Source organism: Pseudomonas mucoides, assembly GCF_015461845.1.
GTDB lineage: Bacteria > Pseudomonadota > Gammaproteobacteria > Pseudomonadales > Pseudomonadaceae > Aquipseudomonas > Aquipseudomonas mucoides.
Genome location: NZ_JACOPW010000004.1, coordinates 183,420 through 203,556, shown reverse-complemented (window position 1 = coordinate 203,556; position 20,137 = coordinate 183,420). Strand labels below are relative to the sequence as shown.

Annotated in this window: 21 protein-coding genes; 3 read left to right on the top strand and 18 right to left on the bottom strand. The window is 59.0% G+C overall.

Features of this window, described 5'->3' with window-relative positions:
• Positions 1-3: 3 nt before the first annotated feature.
• The 11 genes from H8F22_RS19725 to H8F22_RS19675 form a co-directional block, all read right to left on the bottom strand.
• Positions 4-405 (bottom strand): DMT family transporter, encoded by a 402-nt coding sequence (locus H8F22_RS19725; protein WP_059183058.1) that lies wholly within the window; start codon positions 403-405, stop codon positions 4-6.
• Positions 398-772 (bottom strand): DMT family transporter, encoded by a 375-nt coding sequence (locus H8F22_RS19720; RefSeq protein ID WP_194940635.1) that lies wholly within the window; start codon positions 770-772, stop codon positions 398-400. The genes H8F22_RS19725 and H8F22_RS19720 overlap by 8 nt, the downstream gene beginning before the upstream one ends.
• A 159-nt stretch (positions 773-931) precedes the next feature.
• Positions 932-1,261, bottom strand: coding sequence for a GlpM family protein (locus H8F22_RS19715; RefSeq protein WP_194940634.1), 330 nt, complete (start codon positions 1,259-1,261; stop codon positions 932-934).
• 8 nt (positions 1,262-1,269) lie between these two features.
• A complete protein-coding gene (aauR, locus tag H8F22_RS19710; RefSeq protein ID WP_027922823.1) occupies positions 1,270-2,598 on the bottom strand; it encodes a two-component response regulator AauR in 1,329 nt (442 codons plus the stop codon).
• Positions 2,595-4,496, bottom strand: a complete 1,902-nt coding sequence (gene aauS / locus H8F22_RS19705; protein WP_027922824.1) for a two-component sensor histidine kinase AauS — start codon at positions 4,494-4,496, stop codon at positions 2,595-2,597. The genes aauR and aauS overlap by 4 nt, the downstream gene beginning before the upstream one ends.
• 178 nt (positions 4,497-4,674) lie before the next feature.
• Complete coding sequence (locus H8F22_RS19700) at positions 4,675-5,409, bottom strand: amino acid ABC transporter ATP-binding protein (protein WP_027922825.1); 735 nt, start codon at positions 5,407-5,409, stop codon at positions 4,675-4,677.
• Positions 5,406-6,077 (bottom strand): amino acid ABC transporter permease, encoded by a 672-nt coding sequence (locus tag H8F22_RS19695; protein WP_027922826.1) that lies wholly within the window; start codon positions 6,075-6,077, stop codon positions 5,406-5,408. Before H8F22_RS19695 ends, H8F22_RS19700 begins: the two co-directional genes overlap by 4 nt.
• Positions 6,077-6,823: an amino acid ABC transporter permease gene (locus H8F22_RS19690; protein ID WP_027922827.1), complete on the bottom strand. Its 747-nt coding sequence runs from the start codon at positions 6,821-6,823 to the stop codon at positions 6,077-6,079. The genes H8F22_RS19695 and H8F22_RS19690 overlap by 1 nt, the downstream gene beginning before the upstream one ends.
• 192 nt (positions 6,824-7,015) lie before the next feature.
• Positions 7,016-7,930, bottom strand: a complete 915-nt coding sequence (locus H8F22_RS19685) for a glutamate/aspartate ABC transporter substrate-binding protein (protein WP_059182230.1) — start codon at positions 7,928-7,930, stop codon at positions 7,016-7,018.
• Positions 7,931-8,212: 282 nt separating this feature from the next.
• Entirely contained in the window at positions 8,213-8,638 is a 426-nt protein-coding gene (locus tag H8F22_RS19680) for a DUF4440 domain-containing protein (RefSeq protein WP_194940579.1), read from the bottom strand.
• A complete protein-coding gene (locus tag H8F22_RS19675) occupies positions 8,619-9,986 on the bottom strand; it encodes an MFS transporter (RefSeq protein ID WP_194940578.1) in 1,368 nt (455 codons plus the stop codon). Before H8F22_RS19675 ends, H8F22_RS19680 begins: the two co-directional genes overlap by 20 nt.
• 105 nt (positions 9,987-10,091) lie before the next feature.
• Here H8F22_RS19675 and H8F22_RS19670 point away from each other — a divergent pair, with 105 nt between their 5' ends.
• The gene (locus tag H8F22_RS19670) at positions 10,092-10,979 is read left to right on the top strand and encodes a LysR family transcriptional regulator (RefSeq protein ID WP_194940633.1); all 888 of its coding nucleotides are present in this window, start codon (positions 10,092-10,094) and stop codon (positions 10,977-10,979) included.
• Positions 10,980-11,044: 65 nt separating this feature from the next.
• Here H8F22_RS19670 and glpD read toward each other — a convergent pair whose 3' ends face one another.
• The 5 genes from glpD to H8F22_RS19645 form a co-directional block, all read right to left on the bottom strand.
• The gene (gene glpD / locus H8F22_RS19665) at positions 11,045-12,583 is read right to left on the bottom strand and encodes a glycerol-3-phosphate dehydrogenase (RefSeq protein WP_194940577.1); all 1,539 of its coding nucleotides are present in this window, start codon (positions 12,581-12,583) and stop codon (positions 11,045-11,047) included.
• A gap of 266 nt (positions 12,584-12,849) precedes the next feature.
• Positions 12,850-13,605, bottom strand: a complete 756-nt coding sequence (locus tag H8F22_RS19660; protein ID WP_027922833.1) for a DeoR/GlpR family transcriptional regulator — start codon at positions 13,603-13,605, stop codon at positions 12,850-12,852.
• A 94-nt stretch (positions 13,606-13,699) separates the two neighbouring features.
• Positions 13,700-15,205 (bottom strand): glycerol kinase GlpK, encoded by a 1,506-nt coding sequence (glpK, locus tag H8F22_RS19655; RefSeq protein WP_027922834.1) that lies wholly within the window; start codon positions 15,203-15,205, stop codon positions 13,700-13,702.
• A gap of 74 nt (positions 15,206-15,279) precedes the next feature.
• On the bottom strand, positions 15,280-16,131 hold the full coding sequence (locus H8F22_RS19650; protein ID WP_027922835.1) for an MIP/aquaporin family protein: 852 nt from the start codon (positions 16,129-16,131) through the stop codon (positions 15,280-15,282).
• A gap of 8 nt (positions 16,132-16,139) precedes the next feature.
• Positions 16,140-16,367: a hypothetical protein gene (locus H8F22_RS19645; RefSeq protein WP_155953711.1), complete on the bottom strand. Its 228-nt coding sequence runs from the start codon at positions 16,365-16,367 to the stop codon at positions 16,140-16,142.
• Positions 16,368-16,503: 136 nt separating this feature from the next.
• On the opposite strand from H8F22_RS19645, the gene ybaK reads away from it, so the two are divergent.
• Positions 16,504-16,974, top strand: coding sequence for a Cys-tRNA(Pro) deacylase (gene ybaK, locus H8F22_RS19640; protein WP_027922836.1), 471 nt, complete (start codon positions 16,504-16,506; stop codon positions 16,972-16,974).
• A 107-nt stretch (positions 16,975-17,081) separates the two neighbouring features.
• Positions 17,082-17,864 carry a PhzF family phenazine biosynthesis protein gene (locus H8F22_RS19635; protein ID WP_027922837.1) on the top strand — a complete coding sequence of 261 codons (783 nt, stop codon included), beginning with the start codon at positions 17,082-17,084 and terminating at the stop codon, positions 17,862-17,864.
• A 116-nt stretch (positions 17,865-17,980) separates the two neighbouring features.
• Here the strand turns inward: H8F22_RS19635 and H8F22_RS19630 are convergent, their stop codons facing one another.
• On the bottom strand, positions 17,981-19,090 hold the full coding sequence (locus H8F22_RS19630; RefSeq protein ID WP_027922838.1) for an ABC transporter ATP-binding protein: 1,110 nt from the start codon (positions 19,088-19,090) through the stop codon (positions 17,981-17,983).
• Entirely contained in the window at positions 19,087-20,007 is a 921-nt protein-coding gene (gene argF, locus H8F22_RS19625; RefSeq protein WP_027922839.1) for an ornithine carbamoyltransferase, read from the bottom strand. Before argF ends, H8F22_RS19630 begins: the two co-directional genes overlap by 4 nt.
• Positions 20,008-20,137: the final 130 nt, after the last annotated feature.

Here is a 20,137-nt window from a genome sequence, read left to right as displayed (position 1 = left end):
GTCTCAGGTTTCTTCACCTTCAGCCAGCAACGCAATCCCGCCAATAATCACCGCCACCCCCAGCCAGTGCAGCCCGCTGATCTGCTCCCCCAACCCCAGCCACGAGCCGAGCAGAACCCCGACAAACACCAATGAACTGAGTGGAAACGCCAGCGACAAACTGCTGCGCCGCAAAATCAGCATCCACACAAAAAATGCCCCGATACCGCAGCCCACGGCACTCAGTACGCCGGGGTCGACCACCACGGCCTGGAGCCATTGCAGGGTGAACGTCATCTGCCCCAATTGATCGCCGCCGACCTTGGTCGCAATCTGCCCGGCACTTTCCAGAACAATCAGCAGCGCCCACAGCACCACGGTACCGAGCCGCCCGTGCAGCCAATCCATCGGTCTGGAATCAGGCATGGCCGGCACACACGAGCATCACGCCCACCGTAATCACCAAGGTTGCCAGCCAGCGTCGGCGGCTGACGGTTTCGCCCAGCACCACGTTGCCCGCCAGCACCACGCCGCAATAGGCCAGCGCTCCGGCCGGGAACAACAGGCTCAGCGGGGCGCGGGACAAGGCTTCAAGCCAGACGAAAAACTCCAGCGTATAAGCGCCGATTCCGCACCACAGCAGCGGTGCGTTGAACACCTGGCCCCAGAAGGCGTTCAGCCGGAACCCGCCTTCGAGTTCCGGCAAACGGTCCAGGCCGAGCTTGAAACAGAGCTGGCCGATGACGTCCAGCACGATGGAAAAGGCGACCAGCAGAATGACAGTGACGGTCAGGTCGGGATCTAGGATAGGCACGGTCAGGATTCACCCTTGGCGGATCCTCCCGGACACCGGCGTCATCGAACATGAAGACCGGCCGGGAGGGCTTTGGGTGGTAAATGCAAGGGACGGGCCAGTGAGCCTGATGGAGATCCCACTGGGAATTGCGAGGTGTCAGGAGTGGAGGCGGACCCAGACAGTGACGAGGACGGTGGCCGCGATCAACCAACCCACTGCCGCCACGGCCAACGAAGCCTCCAACCGCATCCAATCCACCATCACGTACAACGTCGCCAGGTAAACGAAGTACGGAATGATCGACCACATCCCAAACACGATGGTGGTCTTCAAATCTTCCACCGAGCGCCCTTTGCCAACGATGAAATGCGCAATCAGGGCAAAGGTCGGAAACAACGGCACCAGCCCGGCGATGTAATAGTTTTTGGTCTTGGCCAGCGCCGCCAGAATCAATACAACCGCCGCACCCAGTGCCGCTTTGAGCATCAAATCCATCAGTGGCTCAGCCCGTACTTTTTGACTTTGTCGAACAGCGTGGTCTTGGCCATGCCCAGTTCCAGGCTGGCCTGGGTCAGGTTGCCGCCGCTGCGTTGCAAGGCGTCGCCGAGCAAGGTGCGTTCGAAGGCTTCCACCGCTTCGGCGAACGCCAGGCCCTGATTGCTGCCACTGGCCCCGGTTTTCTTGAAGGCCGGCAGGCCGAGGGCGAAGCGCTCGGCGACGTTGCGCAGTTCCCGCACATTGCCCGGCCAGTCGTGGCTCATCAGGTTCGACAGGGTCTGGTTGTCCAGTTCTGGCACTGCGCGATCAAAGCGCAGGGAGGACTGCTGCAGGAAGTGCTCGAACAATTGCAGGATGTCTTCGCGCCGTTCGCGCAACGGTGGCAGTTCCAGGGTCACCACGTTCAAGCGGTAATACAGGTCGCTGCGGAATTCGCCGGCCTTGCTGGTTTCGGCGAGGTCGGATTTGGTGGCCGCGATCACCCGGCAATCCACCGCCACGCTCTGGTTCGAGCCGAGGCGTTCGAGGGTGCGTTCCTGCAACACCCGCAGCAATTTGATTTGCAACGGCAGGGGCATGCTTTCGACTTCGTCGAGGAACAGCGTGCCGCCGTCGGCGTGTTCGATCTTGCCGATTCGCCGCTTGCCGGCGCCGGTGAAGGCGTTGGCCTCGTGACCGAAAATTTCGCTTTCGAACAGGTTCTCCGGCAAGCCGCCGCAGTTCAGCGCGACGAATTGTTTGGTGTGGCGGCGACTGAAGTCATGCAGGCAACGCGCGACCAGTTCTTTACCGGTGCCGGTCTCGCCTTCGATCAACACGTTGGCCGAGGTGTCGGCGACGTTGGCGATCAACTCGCGCAAGTTCTGCATGGCCGGCGAACGGCCGATGATCCGGCCTTCCAGCGAGTCGCGCTCGGCCAATTGCCGGCGCAACGAAGACACTTCGCGGGCGAGGCTGCGTTGTTCCAATGCACGGCGTGCAACGTCCACCAGACGTTCCGGGGAGAAGGGTTTCTCCATGAAGTCATAGGCGCCTTTTTGCATCGCGCCGACCGCCATGGAGATGTCGCCGTGACCGGTAATCAGCACCACCGGCAGGCTGCGGTCGCGGGCCTTGAGCCGGTTCAGCAGTTCCAGGCCATCGATGCCGGGCAGGCGAATGTCGCTGATGACAATACCGGCGAAGTTGTCGCCGACACGTTCCAGCGCTTCTTCGGCGCTGCCGACTCCGACGCAGGGAATGTCTTCCAGGGTCAGCGCCTGTTGGCAGCCGAGCAGTACATGAGGGTCGTCTTCGACGATCAGCACACTAAGGTCGTTGTTCATATTGGCTCGGCGAGAATGGGGCTTACCAACGGTAAACTGAGGACGAAGGTGGTACCACCGCTGGCCGGGTGTTCGACACCCAAATGTCCGCCCGTGGCGGCGGCCAGGCTGGCAGACAGGGTCAGGCCGAGGCCCAGCCCTTGTTCGCCGGGTTTGGTGGTGAAGAACGGTTCGAACAGGTGCTTGCGCGCTTCGGCGTCAATGCCGTGGCCGTTGTCGCGCACGCGCAGGCGATATTTGCCGTCGAATTCGTCGCCTTCCAGCCACAGTTCCGGCACCGGCTGGGCTTGCATGGCGTCGAGGGCATTGCCGATCAGGTTGACCAGAATCTGTTCGAGGCGGGTCTGGTCAATCTGCACCTGCACATCGGAAAACTCCCGATGCAGTTGCAGATGAACACTTTCCACCCGACCGCCGAGCAGTTGCAAGGCCGCGTCCACGGCTTTACCGAGGCAGGCCTGGCCTTTGTCGTCACCACGACGGGCGAAGGAGCGCAGGCTGGCGGTAATGCGGCCCATGCGGTCGATCAATTCGTTGATGGTCTTGAGGTTGGTGCTGGCGACATCCAGCTGACCGCGCTCCAGAAAGCGCACGGTGTTGCCGGACAAGGTGCGCAGCGCTGCCAATGGCTGGTTCAATTCATGGGCAATGCTGGTCGACATCTGGCCGATGGCCGCGAGTTTGCCGGCTTGCACCAGTTCATCCTGGGCGCGGCGCAGCGTCTCTTCAGCCTGTCGGCGCTCGCGGATCTGACCTTTGAGCCGCTCGTTGCTGGCGCGCAGGTCGGTGGTGCGTTCGGTAATCCGACGCTCCAGTTGATTGTTGGCTTCCTGCAAGGCTTCCCGGGCGGCGAGGCGGGTGGCGATGACCTTGCGCCGCTCGTTCCAGGCAATCAGCAGGAACGCCACCAGAGCAAAGGCCACCGCCACCAGAATTCCTTGGTTGATCGCCTCGCGGCGCAAATCCTGCAGCGGCGTGAGCAGGGTGAAATTCCACGGCGTGTCGCTCAGGGGCCGGGTCTGGGCCAGGTAGCTGATGTCCTCTTCGTCGGACTCCACTTCGCTGTTGGCCGGGAAGGTCAGTTTTTCCACGCCTTCGGCCAGGGTTTCACGGGCCAGCGGTTGCAGTTCGTTCAGCGGGAACCAGTAGTACTGGAGGCTGCGGGCGAGTTTTTCCTTGGTCTCGTCGCTCAACGGCACGACTGACTTCAGGCGCCGCGCCGGATCGCTGGAGAGGATGATGATGCCGTTTTCATCGCTGACAAACGCTTCGAGGCGCGCCCGCTGCCAGCGCTCTTCCATGGCTTCGAGGCGCACTTTGACCACCGCAACGCCGATGATCTTGCCGTGCTCTTCCAGACCGTGGGCCAGGTAGTAACCGGGTTCGCCGTTGGTGCTGCCGATGCCGTAGAAACGACCTGGCTGGCCGCGAATGGCGTCCTGGAAATAGGCGCGGAAGGACAGGTCTTCACCGAGGTAACTGTCGACATCGCGCCAGTTGCTGGTGGCCATGACGCGACCGGTGGTGTCCATCACATAGATAGCCCGACTGCGGCTGCGCCGGTTCAGGCCTTCAAGGTAATCATTGACCGTTTGCCGGTGTTCCGGCGATGGGTCGGCCAGCAGTTTCGACACACTGGATTCGAGTTCCAGCAGGCTGGGCAGGTAGGTGTATTTGCTGATCTCGCTCTCGACGGCGCGGGCGTGCAGTTCGAGCTGCCGCTGGCCGTTCTCGCTGAGGCTGCGAATGCCGTAGTGTTCACTGATCCAGAAGCCGGCGTAACCCAGTCCGATCATCAGGGTGATGATCAGCGGCGGCAGGAACAGATGGCGAATCAGACGGGGTTTCACGGCGAGTGATGGCGGCGCTGCGCGATGGAGAGAGGGGTCGCATTTCATCACAGATGCCTTGGGTCAACCACAACACTTGATCACGAACCACCGGCGCCCCCTGTGGGAGCGAGCTTGCTCGCGATGAGGCCAGCCCAGTCAACATTGATGTTGAATGTCAGACCGCCATCGCGAGCAAGCTCGCTCCCACAGGTGATTTGTGTGGTCTCGAGCGAGTGCCCGGTGCTTAGTGCTGCAAAATCTTGTTGAGGAAGTGCTGTGTCCGCTCGGCACGGTGGCTGATGTCGCCGAAGAACTCTTCTTTCTGGCAGTCCTCGATGATTTTGCCCGCGTCCATGAAGATCACACGATCCGCCACTTTACGGGCGAAGCCCATTTCGTGGGTCACGCACATCATGGTCATGCCTTCGTGGGCCAGTTGCACCATGACGTCGAGCACTTCGTTGACCATTTCCGGGTCGAGCGCCGAGGTCGGTTCGTCGAACAGCATGACGATCGGGTCCATCGCCAGCGCACGGGCAATCGCCACACGCTGTTGCTGACCACCGGACAGTTGGCCCGGATGCTTGTGCGCATGGGCCGACAGCCCGACGCGCTCAAGCAGTTGCAGGCCTTTTTTGGTGGCTTCTTCCTTGCTGCGGCCCAACACCTTGATCTGCGCGATGGTCAGGTTTTCGGTGATGGTCAGGTGCGGGAACAGTTCGAAGTGCTGAAACACCATGCCCACGCGCGAACGCAGTTTCGGCAGGTCGGTCTTCGGGTTGGCGATGGACGTGCCATCGACCACGATGTCGCCTTTCTGGAACGGTTCCAGTGCGTTGACGCATTTGATCAGGGTGGATTTGCCGGAACCGGACGGCCCGCACACCACGATCACTTCGCCTTTTTTGACCTCGGTGCTGCAATCAGTCAGTACCTGGAAGTCGCCATACCACTTGTTGATGTTCTTGATAGAGATCATACGGCAAACCTTTTTTGCAGACGCTTGACCAGCAGCGAGGCGGCAAAGCTGATTGTGAAGTACACGAGACCTGCGAAGATCAGGAACTCATTGGAGCGGCCAATGATGTCGCCGCTGGCACGCGAGGCGTTGAGGAAGTCCACCAGGCCGACCGCGTAAACCAGCGAGGTGTCCTGGAACAGGATGATGCTCTGTTGCAGCAACAGCGGGGTCATCTTGCGGAACGCTTGCGGCAGGATGATCAGACGCATCATCTGGCCGTACGTCATGCCCAGCGCCTGGGCTGCGCCCATCTGGCCCTTGGGAATCGACTGCACACCGGCCCGGACGATTTCGCAGAAGTACGCGGCTTCGAACATCATGAAGGCCACGATGCACGAGGCGAATGCGCCGATCGGGGTGTCTTCGCCGGTGATCCAGCGCAGTACGAACGGCACCGCCAGGTAGAACCAGGTGATCACCAGCAGCAGCGGGATCGAGCGGAAGTAGTTAACGTACGCGCCGGCCAGGTTCGACAGCAGTTTGCTGTGGGACAGACGGCACAGCGCCAGGATGGTGCCGAGGATGATCCCGCCGATCACGCCCAGCGCCATCAGTTGCAGGGTCATGACCATGCCGTTCCACAAGCCCGGCAGGGAAGGGATGATGCCCGAGAAGTCGAATTCCATCATTTACCCCCTACGGAGATCAGGCCCGGTACGGCGACTTTCTTCTCGACCAGACGCATCAGCAGCATCAGGCTCATGTTCAGGGTGAAATAGATCAGGGTCGCCAGGGTGAACGCCTCGAACAGGTTGGCAGAGAACTCGGCGGTCTGTTTGGTCTGCGCGAGCAGCTCCATCAAACCGATCAGCGAGGCCACGGACGTGTTCTTGAACACGTTGAGGAATTCCGAGGTGAGCGGCGGAATGATGATCCGGTAGGCCTGGGGCAGCAGCACGTTCCAGTAGATCTGCGGCAGCTTGAACCCCATGGCGCGGGCCGCGGCTTCCTGACCTTTGGGCAGGGCCTGAATGCCGGTGCGCACTTGTTCGCAAACGCGAGCGGTAGTGAACAGGCCCAGGCAGACGACGACGCTGAGGAAAGCCGAAGTGGTCGGGTTGAGGTCCTGTTTGTACCAGTCCTGCAGGTTTTGCGGCAGCAGATCGGGCACCAGGAAGTACCAGATGAACAGCTGAACCAGCAGCGGCACGTTACGGAAGAGTTCGACGTAGCAAGTCGCGATGCCCGATACGATGCGATTCGGCACGGTGCGCATGACACCCAGGATCGAGCCCAGTGTCAGGGCAATGATCCAGGCCACGATGGCGATGGCAATGGTCCAGCCCAGGCCGGCGATGTACCAGTCGAGATAGGTCTCGCTGCCAACGCCGGTGGACTTGAAGAACACGCCCCAGTCCCAGTTGTAATTCATTAGGGTCTCCCCTCAGATCGATCGATGTACAAGTGCCCGCCTGGGGAAGCTCCGTTCCCGCCCGACTTGAAAGTCGGGCACACGCCACCGGCTCGACAGCCACCGGTTCGAGTGTTTCCAAAAATGCCAGCAGGGAGTGACAAACTCCTGGGAGGGCAGCGGCCCTCTCAGGAGATAAGGTTAGTCAGAAAATCAGGACTTCTTGTCGTCAGCCGCTTTATCGGTCGGATTGGCGATCAGGGCCTTGAGCTCGTCGCTCATCGGGAAGTTCAGGTTCAGGCCTTTAGGTGGGATCGGTGCCATGAACCATTTGTCGTAGATCTTGTTGATCTCGCCCGACTTGTAGGTGGCGACGATGGCGTCATCCACAGCCTTTTTGAACGGCTCGTCGCCCTTGCGGACCATGCAGCCGTAGATTTCGTAAGACTGTGGAGTGCCGGTGACGGCCCAGTCATCGGCTTTCTTGGCTTTGGCGGCTTCGCCTGCCAGCAGGGCGTCGTCCATCATGAAGGCAACTGCGCGGCCCGATTCCAGCATCTGGAAGGACTCGCCGTGGTCTTTGGCAGAGATGACGTTCATGCCCATTTGCTTGTCGGCGTTCATCGACTTGAGGATGCGCTCGGACGTGGTGCCGGCGGTGGTCACGACGTTCTTGCCTTTCAGGTCGGTGAAGTCTTTGTACGGCGAATCTTTCTTGGACAGCAGACGGGTGCCGATTTCGAAGATGCCGACGGAGAAGTCAACTTGCTGCTGACGCTCGACGTTGTTGGTGGTGGAGCCGCACTCGACGTCCACGGTGCCGTTCTGCACCAGCGGGATACGGGTCTGCGAGGTCACCAGGTTGTATTTGACCTGGAGGTTGGGCATGTCCAGGTCTTTCTTGATGGCTTCAACGATTTTCAGCTGGATATCGTGGGAGTAGCCGACCGGTTTGCCGGAAGCATCCGCGATGTAGGAAAACGGAATGGAAGCGTCACGATGCCCGAGGGTGATGACACCGGACTCTTTGATCTTTTTCAGGGTGCCGGTGAGTTCGGCGGCGAAAACCGGAGTGCTGATCAGAGCGGCAGCAATGGCTGCGCCCAGGATATGGGGAACGATGCGCATCAAATTTTCCTCGACATTGTTTTTTTTATGGAGCCAGTTGGTCGGCCCTTTTGTGCTTCGAATGCTGGTGGGCTCCTGAAGAGGCGCAACAGGCATTCGTCGAAGAAGTGTAGAGCATGACTCGTGCCAGGCCAGGCGAGACAGGTCAACTTGTTGATTTGTAAGGAAATTAAATATTTATGGCGTTATTTGTCCGCTCAAATGATCCGGTTAACCGAATCGACTGCAAGGTCATGTTCGGAAAACCGAACGTGTTGAACTCCGTGCCAGACCGGCAAGCAATCAAATACGAATAACAGGTGCGACGGGGCGCACATCCGTTTCGTGCAGATACACCCATTGGACGTGGTCGTGCTGAACACGCAGGATCGCGAGCGAGATGCGCGACGTTTCGACGTCATTCAGACGATGGGTTTCCTTGTAGCGCAGCGCCACGGTCACGCCTTCGTGCCAGACCGTGTGCAGATCGCTGATCATGATCTCCAGGCCTTTTCGGGCGCCGACCGCGCCTTTGAACAGCTGCTCGACCTGAACGTGTCCGATCACTGCAGCTGAAGTGGTGACCATGCTGAAGTGCTCGGCAAAGACCTCCATCAGCGGTGTAAGGGTCGCTTCACCGGCACCGTCTTCATCGGTAAACACGCGATGAATCAGTTCATGGACGTGATGAATACTGTGGTGTGCTTGTTCAACCAGGTTGTTGTTCATGGCATTCCTTTGGAGGGTTCAATTGGCTCATCTGAAACAGCGGGAACAACCCGATCAGCGCCGCAATCGCAAACGTCGCGTGGTAGGCCGCCGTGATGTCGAGCTGCTTGAGCAGGAGGTTGAAGATCATCAGAAACAGCGCGGCACCGAAGCTGAAGGACATCTGTCGGTTGATGTTCCAGATCACACTGGCCTTGTGTGTATCGCCCCCGGCAAAGTCCATCAGTGAAGTGGTCTGCGCGGTGTTGGCGCCGATGCCGCCGCCGATCCCCATCAGGCTGTACGCGATGACGATTACCCAGAGATCCGATGGCGCATTCACCAGCATCAGCGTGGCGATGCCAGCGCTGTGCAGCAGCATGCCGAGGGTGAACAAGCGTTTGGCGCCGATCCGGTTGTAGACTCGACCGCAAATGGTCATCGCGATGAACGCGCCGATGGCGTAGACAATCATGAACATTCCGGTCAGCCTGGCGCTGAACTGCAGGGTGTTCTGCAGGAAGAAAATGCTCATCAGGTTGACCCCGGTGAACACACCGGGAATCGCGTAATAGATGAAGATCGAGGTACTGAGCTTTTTACTTTTGAGCAGGCTCAGTTCGATGATCGCGTTGCCGCAACGGCGGTAGTGCCGCAAGTACAAAGCGATGAACATCAGGCCTGCCATTACACAGGCCAGCGCCGCCAGCGCCGGGTAGTCGCCGCCGTACAGCGACATGCCCATCAACAAACTGGCGAGTGCAGCGCTGACCAGCAACAGACCTTTGATATCCGGACGTGGCAGACTGCTCGGTTTGGTCTCCTTGATCCAGAACCACGACAGCCCGGCGGCGATCAGCGAAAACGGAATGTTGCTGTAGAACACCCAGCGCCAGGAGCTGCTGTCGACGATGATCCCGCCCACGGTCGGCGAAATCGCCGGCGCGATCAGTGCGACAGCCATCACCAGCGTGGAAATCTTCGCCCGCTGCTCGCCCTGAAACAGGTTGAAGGTCAGCGCCTGGCCGACCGGGATCAACAAGCCACCGCCAACCCCTTGCACGAAACGCCAGATAACCAGTTCGTGGAAGCTGTCGGCCAATCCACACATCCATACCGATCCTGTAAACACCAGCATCGATGCGGTGAGCATTTCCCGGCTGCCAAAACGTCCGGCCAGCCAGGTGCTCACCGGAATGATCAACGTCAAACCGAGAATGTAAGCATTGGCGACCCATGCCACGGAAGCAGTACTGACTTGTAAAGTTGCCGATATACTTGGCAATGCCACGGCGGACATGAATATATTGATGCAGTCAATAAAGAAGCCGATCAGAAAAATGAGCGCGATTTTATAGCGATAGTTCATGGTGTATTCCCTTTGCCGTGCAGCATAGGGGCGATAGACTTGAAGTGTCGATATGACGATGCTTAAAACAGTGTTTGACAGGATTTAACAGTGAGCCATATCACCATGCACTCTCATCTTAATCGGGTTCAGACATTTCTCGCGGTGGTCGATTTTGGTTCTTTTACCAAGGCTGCGAATTACCTGTGTATCAGCAAGGCCATGGCCAGCCTGCATGTCAAGGCGCTGGAGGAGGTGCTGTCAGCGACCTTGTTGATCCGCAATACGCGCACTATATCTCTGACTGAAATAGGTCAGGATTTTTATGAAGAGTTCAAGAGGATTGTCGCGGATATCGATAATGCCTTTGATCATGTATTGGAAGGCAATAATCGGGTGTCCGGAAAGTTACGTATAAGTTCAACCAGTGAATACGGTGAGAAGTTTATTCTCCCGCTGATACCGTTGTTCTCTGAGTGTTATCCGGAAATCCGATTGTGTTATAACTTCAACTCTTCCCTGAATGATCTGGTCGCCGAAAAGCTCGATCTGGTTATCCGGCTGGGCAACTTGGCAGACTCGGCATTCAAGAGTCGCAAGCTGGCGGACTATGAAATTGTACTGGTGGCCACGGAAACGTTTCTCGCTCGTTATCCTGTGCATGAACCACAGGACCTGAGCGCTGTGCCGTGGATCGCCAACAGCAATCTGCAGGGGCCAACGCAGTGGGTTTTTCGCGACGGCGAAGGGCTGAATGTCGAGATTGGAGGGACCAGCCATTTTGAATCGAACTCCTCTACGGCCATTCGCTCGATGACATTGTCGTCGCTGGGCGTGTCGGTCTTGCCGGCGTGGGTGGTCGAAGAGGACATCGCCGACGGGCGTCTGGTGCGGTTGTTGCCGGCGTATTCGCTGCCTTCGCAATCGATCAACGTGGTGTTCCCCAATACCCCGCATCTGCCGCACAAATCACGGGCCTTTATTGATTTTCTACTGTTGCACCTGGCGAGCTGAACACCCTCAGCAAAAAAGCCCCCGAATCTCAGGATTCAGGGGCTTTCGTTTAAGCCGCCAAAAAATCAGGCCGCTTCAATCTTGCTGCGGTTCTGTTCGACCTTGCTCAGGTAATCCGCCAGCTTCTGCTGTTCCGCCGGGGTGGTGAACAACCCGAGCTTGCTGCGGCGCCACAAGATGTCATGCGCGGTGGTCGCCCACTCATCGCTGCACAGGTAATCGACTTCGCGGGTATAGAGGCCGCCGCCGATGTGTTCACCCATGTCGCTCAGGTTCTGTATGCCTTCGAGCATGCGCCAGGTGCGGCTGCCGTAAGTCGTGGCCCAGCGGCGGGCGATTTCGGTCGGTACCCAGTCATACTTGTCGCGAATCAGGGCGCACAAGGCTTGCGGGGTGGTCATGTCTTCGCCGCCCGGCAGCGTGGCGTTGGCGGTCCAGCTTGGCTTGATGTGCGTGAAGTACGGCGCCAGTTGTGCCAGCGCCGATTCGGCCAGTTTGCGGTAGGTGGTCAGCTTGCCACCGAACACCGACAGCAATGGTGCTTCTTCGCCAGTGCCCGACAGCGCCAGGGTGTAGTCGCGGGTGACGGCCGACGGGTTGTCGGATTCGTCGTTGCACAGTGGGCGCACACCGGAATAGCTGTGGAGGATATCGTCGCGGCTGATCTGCTTCTTGAAGTGGGCGTTGACCACTTTGAGCAGGTAATCGGTTTCGCCTTCGGTGATTGCCACTTTGGCGGGATCGCCGGTGTACTCACGGTCGGTGGTGCCGATCAGGGTGAAGTGGTTCAGGTACGGAATGGTGAAGACGATGCGCTGATCTTCGTTTTGCAGAATGTGCGCGTGTTCGCCTTCGTACAGCTTCGGCACGATCAGGTGGCTGCCCTGGATCAGGCGGATGCCGTACGGCGATTCCATCTTCAGGTCGTCACGAATGAACTTGGCCACCCATGGGCCGGCCGCATTCACCAGGGCCTTGGCGCGGATCGAAAACAGGCTGCCATCGGCGCGTTCCAGGTGCAGGTGCCACAGGCCTTTGGTGCGGCGAGCGCTGACACAACGGGTCTGGGTGTGAACGTGGGCGCCTTTTTCGCGGGCGGCCATGGCGTTCAGCACAACGAGGCGCGCGTCATCGACCCAGCAATCGGAGTATTCGAAGCCTTTGGTGATTTCGCTTTTCAGTGCGCTGTCCGCACCGAACTTGAGGCTTTTCGAGCCTGCCAGTTTTTCCCGTTTGCCGAGGTGGTCATACAGGAACAGGCCGGCGCGAATCATCCACGCCGGGCGCAAGTGCGGGCGATGCGGCAACACGAAGCGCATCTGCTTGACGATGTGCGGCGCCTTGGCCAGCAACACTTCGCGTTCGGCAAGGGCTTCGCGCACCAGGCGGAATTCGTAATGTTCGAGGTAGCGCAGGCCGCCGTGGATCAGCTTGCTGCTGGCTGAGGACGTGTGGCTGGCCAGGTCGTCCTTTTCACAAAGGAACACCGAAAGACCGCGGCCGGCGGCATCCGCTGCAATCCCTACGCCATTGATCCCGCCACCGATGACGGCGATGTCGTAGACCTCAGCGAGAGGGGGCGTAGGCAAGGTAGAAGTGGGCATCGGCTGGCCTCGGTGCTTGTATTATGTATTTGAATTCGAACATTAATGTTCATTTGCGAAAATGGTAGCCCATAAAGACGCCCACAGCCAGCTAACTTCGATTGAAAAAACTGATCGAAGGGCGGTTAAAGGAAAATTTTCGAACATTCGCGCACAGATCGTTCCCACGCTCTGCGTGGGAATGCATCAAAAGACGCTCTGCGTCGGCGTTGAGGTGAGACGGGCATTCCCACGCGGAGCGTGGGAATGATCTGTTGCGGAGAGGGTTAAACGACTTCGAGTCGAATCTTGTGCTGACTCAACAATTGCGCCAACGCCGGCACTGGCTGCTGATCGGTGACCAGGCAATCGATCAGGCTGATCGGCCCCAGGCGAATCATGGCGTTGCGCCCGAATTTGCTGGAGTCCGCCGCCAGAATCACTTTCCGCGCATTGGCGATGATCGCCTGCGACACCCGCACTTCCTGATAATCGAAATCCAGCAGGCTACCGTCTTCATCGATGCCGCTGATGCCCACCAGCGCGAAGTCGACTTTGAACTGGTTGATAAAGTCGACACTCGCCTGACCGACCACACCGCCGTCGCGCCGCACGTTGCCACCGGTCAGCAGAACGTCGAAGTCGTCCTTGGCGCTGAGCATCGAGGCCACGTGCAGGTTGTTGGTGATGATTTTCAGGTGATTGTGGTTGAGCAGCGCCCGGGCAATCGATTCGGTGGTGGTACCGATATTGATGAACAACGAGGCGTGATCGGGGATCTGGGCGGCAATGGCTTCGCCGATGCGCTGTTTTTCATCGCGCATCTGATCGGCGCGCATGGCGTAGGCAGTGTTTTCGACACTGGAATCGTAGGCCGCGCCGCCATGGTAGCGACGCAACAGATTGGCTTCCGCCAGCTGATTGATATCGCGGCGGATGGTTTGCGGTGTGACGACGAACAGCGTGGCCATTTCCTCGATACTGACGTAGCCGCGTTCGCGAACCAGTTCGAGGATTTGCTGCTGACGGGGAGGCAGATTCATGGGGCTTCCTTTGGGCTGCCGTGCAAAATTTGCCCATGATGCCGCAGGAATCCGCTCCCGACCAGTTACAACCTACTGTGAACCTGTTGTTGGCTTATTCAGCGCCTTCATGGGGTTCCCAATCGCGGGTGCGGCTGACGGCTTTTTTCCAGCCAGCGTAGAGTTTTTCCTTCGCGGCTTCGTCCAGGGTCGGTTCGAATTCGCGCTCGATCACGGCCTTGCCGCGCAGTTCTTCCAGGCTGCCCCAGAAGCCACACGCCAGACCGGCCAGGTAAGCGGCGCCGAGTGCCGTGGTTTCACGCATTTGCGGACGTTCAACGTGAGTGCCGAGGATGTCGGCCTGGAATTGCATCAGGAAGTTGTTGGCTACCGCACCACCGTCCACGCGCAGGGCTTTGAGGCGTTCGCCGGAATCCTGTTGCATGGCGTCGAGGACGTCGCGGGTCTGGTAGGCAATCGACTCCAGGGCAGCACGAATGATGTGATCCACGCGCACACCGCGGGTCAGGCCGAACAGGGCGCCACGGGCATACGGGTCCCAGTACGGCGCGCCCAGGCCGGTGAAGGCCGGCACCAGGTATACGCCGTTGCTGTCCTTGACCTTGTTGGCGAAGTATTCGGTGTCATGGGCGTCATTGATGATTTTCAGTTCATCACGCAGCCACTGAACCGTGGAGCCGCCGTTGAATACCGCGCCTTCCAGCGCATACGCCACTTCGCCGCGAGGGCCGCAGGCGATGGTGGTCAGCATGCCGTGCTTGGACTTCACCGCTTTGTCGCCAGTGTTCATCAGCAGGAAGCAACCGGTGCCGTAGGTGTTTTTCGCCTGGCCTGGCTCGACGCACATCTGGCCGAACAGCGCGGCTTGCTGGTCACCGGCGATACCGCCGATGGCGATGCCGCTTTTGGTGTGACCATAGATTTCGGACGAGGATTTAACTTCCGGCAGCATTTCGCGCGGAATATCCAGCACCTCCAGCATCTTCGCGTCCCACTCCAGGGTGTGGATGTTGAAGAGCAGGGTGCGCGAGGCGTTGGTGTAGTCGGTGACGTGGACTTTGCCGCCGGTAAATTTCCAGATCAGCCAGCTGTCGACGGTGCCGAACAGCAGCTCGCCGTTACGCGCACGCTCGCGGCTGCCTTCGACGTTGTCGAGGATCCACTTGAGCTTGGTACCGGAGAAGTACGGGTCAGTGACCAGGCCCGTGGTGTCGCTGATGTATTGCTCGTGACCGTCACGCTTGAGCTGCTGGCAGATCTCGGTGCTGCGGCGGCACTGCCAGACGATCGCGTTGTAGATCGGGCGGCCGGTGGTCTTGTCCCAGACCACGGTGGTTTCGCGCTGGTTGGTGATACCGATGGCTGCGACCTGATCGTGATGCAGGCCGGCTTGTGCCAGGGCCTCGACCATCACGGCGCTTTGGGTGGCGAAGATTTCCATCGGGTCATGTTCGACCCAGCCGGCTTGCGGGTAATGCTGGGCGAATTCGCGTTGGGCGGTGCAGACCACGTTCGCGTCGCGGTCGAAAATGATCGCGCGCGAGCTGGTCGTACCCTGATCGAGGGCAATGATGTAGTTCTTATTCTGAGTGTCGGTCATGTCGATTGCCTTGGACGAAAAAAGGGAGTGAGGTCAGGCGCGCGCCACAGGGGCAGGGTCACGCGCCTACGGTATCAAGAAGTTCTTGGTTTGCCGTCAATGGCCGGTGTTGCTTCCTTTGTAGCAGGTGTGGCGCTGGGCAGATGGCGGGCAATCAGCCCGCGATAGGCGGCAGCGCCGAGGCAGGCACCGACAATCGGTGCAAAAACAGGAATCAGGAAGTACGGGATATCACGCCCGCCGGTGAAGGAAATTTCACCCCAGCCGGCGAAGAAAGTCATCAACTTCGGTCCGAAATCACGCGCCGGGTTCATCGCGAAGCCGGTCAACGGGCCCATCGAGCTGCCAATCACCGCAATCAGCAGGCCGATCAGCAGCGGTGCCATCGGACCGTTGGGCAGGCCGTTGTTGTCATCGGTCAGGGACATGATCACGCCCATCAGGATCGCGGTGATGATCACTTCCACCAGGAACGCCTGGGCCGTGGTCAGGGCTGGATTGGGGAAGGTCGAGAACACCGACGCCAATTCCAGGCTGGCCTGAGTGCCGCGGACCATATGGTGGGTTTGTTCGAAATCGAAGAAGAGATTGCTGTACAGCGTGTAGACCAGCAGTGCGCCGCAAAAGGCGCCTGCCACTTGGGCAAGGATATAAAACGGCAATTTACGCTTTTCGAAGTCCGCGAAAATGCTCAGCGCAATGCTCACGGCAGGATTGAGGTGCGCCCCGGAAACCCCGGCGGTCAGGTAGATTGCCATGCTGACGCCGACGCCCCAGATGATGCTGATTTCCCACAAGCCAAAGCTGGCACCCGCGACCTTGAGCGCGGCAACACAACCGGTGCCGAAAAAGATAAGCAGGGCAGTGCCCAGAAACTCGGCCATGCATTGGCTCGAGAGCGACGGTTGTTGTAAAGCAGTTGTCATTGAAAACCTCAATTGTTTTTGTTGTCTGGCGCTTTTTTCATCATGGTCCAAGCGCGATTTCCACCAAGGCAGGATCCCCATCCTGGACTTGGTTTACTGCCGGGTGCTGCTGTAGGACTTTTCGTGCTGTATTCAGATTCGAAAAAATATAGACAAGAAACACTGCTGTCAAAGGTCGAAAGTGAACTGTCGGTCACAATCCAACTATTAGTCAGGTGAATGATCGTATTGTTCACGCAGTGGTTCCTGCGCGGACGAACGGTAAAAGTCGGCGCCAGCCCTTTAAAACAGGGCCGCAATAGAGCCTTTTGCGAGGCAATGTCCTAGAATCCAGCGCAGGATTTTTCTACTGCCGCCCAGTCTGGAGCTGTCATGACCCCCGCATTGGATTTGTTGAAAAAAGTTCGAGCCGAACATCGCGTGCACAGTTACGAACATGATCCAAAGGCCGCGTCCTATGGGTTGGAGGCCGCAGAGAAGCTTGGGCTCGACCCGGCGCAGGTGTTCAAGACCTTGCTGGCGGCCAGTGAAAAAGGTGAATTGCTGGTGGCGGTGGTACCGGTCGTCGGGAGTCTGGACTTGAAGCATCTGGCGCATGCGGCGGGCGTGAAAAAAGTCGAAATGGCTGATCCGGCGGCTGCACAGCGAGCGACGGGTTATCTGCTGGGCGGAATCAGTCCGTTGGGGCAGAAGAAGCGTTTGCGTACTTTCATCGATAACTCGGCTCAGCCTTTCGCCAGTATTTTTGTCAGTGCGGGGCGACGTGGTCTGGAAGTGGAATTGGCGCCAGCGGTGCTGGCCGAACATACCCAAGCCAAGTTCGCCGATATCAGTCGCGTCTGATTGAGGCTTATCCAGACGGGTCTGTATGGTGGAAATTCGGTTTCTCTGTCACTGGTGTGAGTCAGCCTGGCGCGGCATGCTGGGGGATCTGACAAAGGGAGAAGGTCATGCAGCTTGAATTTCACCAGGTCGACGCGTTCAGTGATCGGCCGTTCAGTGGCAACCCGGCGATGGTCTATCGACTCGATGCCTGGCTCGCCGATGAGTTGATGCAGAAAATCGCCGCCGAACACAATCTCGCCGAAACCGCCTTTGTGGTGCGTGAAGGGCAGGGCTGGCACATCCGCTGGTTTACCCCGACCACCGAGGTGCCGTTGTGCGGCCATGCGACGCTGGCCAGCGCCTATGTGTTGTTTGAGATCTATAAAGAACCTGCCGAACGCCTGGACTTCATTTGCAAGTCCGGCCCGTTGAGCGTGAGCCGCGAAGGTGGGCGTTTATGGTTGGACTTCCCGGCGATCACGCCTTCGGAGGTCGGCGTCACTCTGGACGTCGAGCGCGCCTTGGGGGTCGAAGTGGTCGATGTGCTGGGGTCAAACGAGTTGTTTGTGGTGTTGGAGTCAGAACAGGCTGTGCTCGATTGCCAGCCAGACATGCTCGCATTGGCGAAGCTGCCGTGGCCCGGGGCTATCGTGACCGCCAAAGGCAGCAAGCATGATTTTGTCTCTCGCTATTTCGCGCCAGCGATTGGTATCAACGAAGACCCGGTGACCGGCTCGACCCATTGCAGCCTGATTCCGTATTGGTCGAAACGGCTGGGTAAATCGGCCCTGACCGCGTATCAGTGTTCGAAACGGGGGGGGGAGTTGTTCTGCCGGCTGGAAGGTGATCGGGTGAAGATTGGCGGCAATGCGACGCTCGTTGCGAGCGGCACACTGATATTGGCTTAACGCAAAACACCTGTAGGAGTAAGCCTGCTCGCGATGGCGGTATATCAGTCGACATCTTCGTTGACTGACATATCGCCATCGCGAGCAGGCTTACTCCTACAGGTGGTCCGTATGTATCAGTTGGCGTTGCTGTAGCGGCGCACACCCGATTCGACGGCCGGAATCTGCGCGGCAACGCTGCCGGACGCCTGGAACAACACCAGGTGATCAGCCGCCACACGAATGCCGACGTCAGCACCGACCTGATGATCAGCATGGCTCGGGAAAATCGATTCCAGCTGCGCCCCGGTTGGCATCTGCAACCGATACAACGTCGACGCGCCCTGGAAGGACTTGCCGACAATTCGCGCCTTCAACGGGCTGTCCGGGGCATAGACGATATCGTCCGGGCGTAGCAACACGTCCACCGCGCCGCCCATCGGCCAGGTGTAAGCCCGATTGCCGCGCAATTCACCCAGCTCGGTCAGTACCGATTCCGGGCTGCTCAACTGGCCACGAATGAAGTAACCCTGGCCAATGAAGCTGGCCACAAACGGTGTCTGCGGTTCGTGATACAGGTTGTAAGGCGTGTCCCACTGTTCCAGCCGACCTTCCTTGAACACACCGACATGATCGCTGACCGCGAACGCCTCTTCCTGGTCGTGGGTCACCAGAATCGCGCTGGTGCCACGGGCCTTGAGAATGTCGCGCACTTCATGGCTGAGCTTGCGTCGCAGCTCGCCATCAAGGTTGGAGAACGGTTCGTCGAGCAACAGCAGTTGGGGTTCCGGCGCCAGTGCACGGGCCAGTGCAACACGTTGCTGCTGACCGCCGGACAGTTCATGCGGGAAGCGCTTGCCGAGGTTCTTCAGGTTGACCAGTTCCAGCAGCTCTTCGGTCACGCGCTCCTTTTGCGGATGCTTGCGGATCCCGAAGGCGATGTTCTCGGCCACGCTCAAATGTGGGAACAGAGCGTAGTCCTGAAACACCATGCCGATCCGGCGTTTCTCCGGGGCGAGGGTAAAACCGGCGCGGGAAATGGTCTCGCCGGCCAAGGTGATTTCACCTTCGTGCACCGGTTCGAAACCGGCGATCGCCCGCAACGTGGTGGTTTTGCCGCAGCCCGAAGAGCCGAGCAGGCAACCGATGTCACCGGCATTCAGATGCAGGTTGAGGTTCTGCACGACCCGCTGGTCTTGATAGCCGCAGGCGAGGTTACGCAGGTTAAGCAGTAATGGCTGGCTCATGCGTGGTGATACGAAGGCGGGACGAGAAATTCGAGCAAGGCCTTTTGCGCGTGAAGACGGTTTTCGGCTTGATCCCAGGCGACCGAGCGTTTGTCGTCGAGCAGGTCGACGCTGATCTCTTCGCCGCGGTGGGCCGGCAGGCAATGCATGAAGAGCACGTCGTCCGCAGCCAGGTCGAGCAGCGCGCGATTGACCTGGTAGGGCGCAAACAGCTTCAGGCGCTTGGCGGTTTCTTCTTCCTGGCCCATGGAGGTCCAGACGTCGGTACTCACCAGGTGAGCGCCGCGCACGGCTTCCTTTGGATCGCGGACGATGGTCACGCGATCGCCGGCCTTGGCCACGAAATCAGGGTTGGGCTCGTAACCTTCAGGGCAGGCAATGCGCAGCGGGAAGTCGAACTGGATCGCCGCTTCTATATAGCTGTTGCACATGTTGTTGCCGTCGCCGATCCAGGCCACGGTCTTGCCCTGGATCGAACCGCGATGTTCGAGGAAGGTTTGCATGTCGGCCAGCAACTGGCACGGGTGCAGGTCATCGGACAGGCCGTTGATCACCGGCACGCGGGAGTTGGCCGCGAATTCAGTCAGGGTGCTGTGGGCAAAGGTCCGGATCATCACCGCGTCGAGCATGCTCGACATGACAATCGCGCAGTCGCCGATCGGCTCGCCACGGCCCAGTTGCGTGTCGCGCGGCGACAGGAAGATCGCCTGGCCGCCGAGCTGGATCATGCCGGCTTCGAATGAGATCCGGGTTCGGGTCGAGGACTTCTCGAAAATCATCCCCAGGACGCGGTTTTTCAGAGGCTCGAACAGTACGCCGCGGTTACGCAGGTCCTTGAGCTCAACGCCTCGACGGATCACGCTGACCAGCTCTTCGGGCGTGCAATCCATCAGGGAGAGAAAGTGCCTTGCGCTCATCATTGACTACCTTTTTGCTACAAACCGCAGATGCTCAAAGCCTTGTTTAACGGAACAACGGGCGAGACCTGCGGCGTAAGCCGCACGGGGCGACGAAATAGGGGAAGGCGCGATCTTATAATTAAATGTC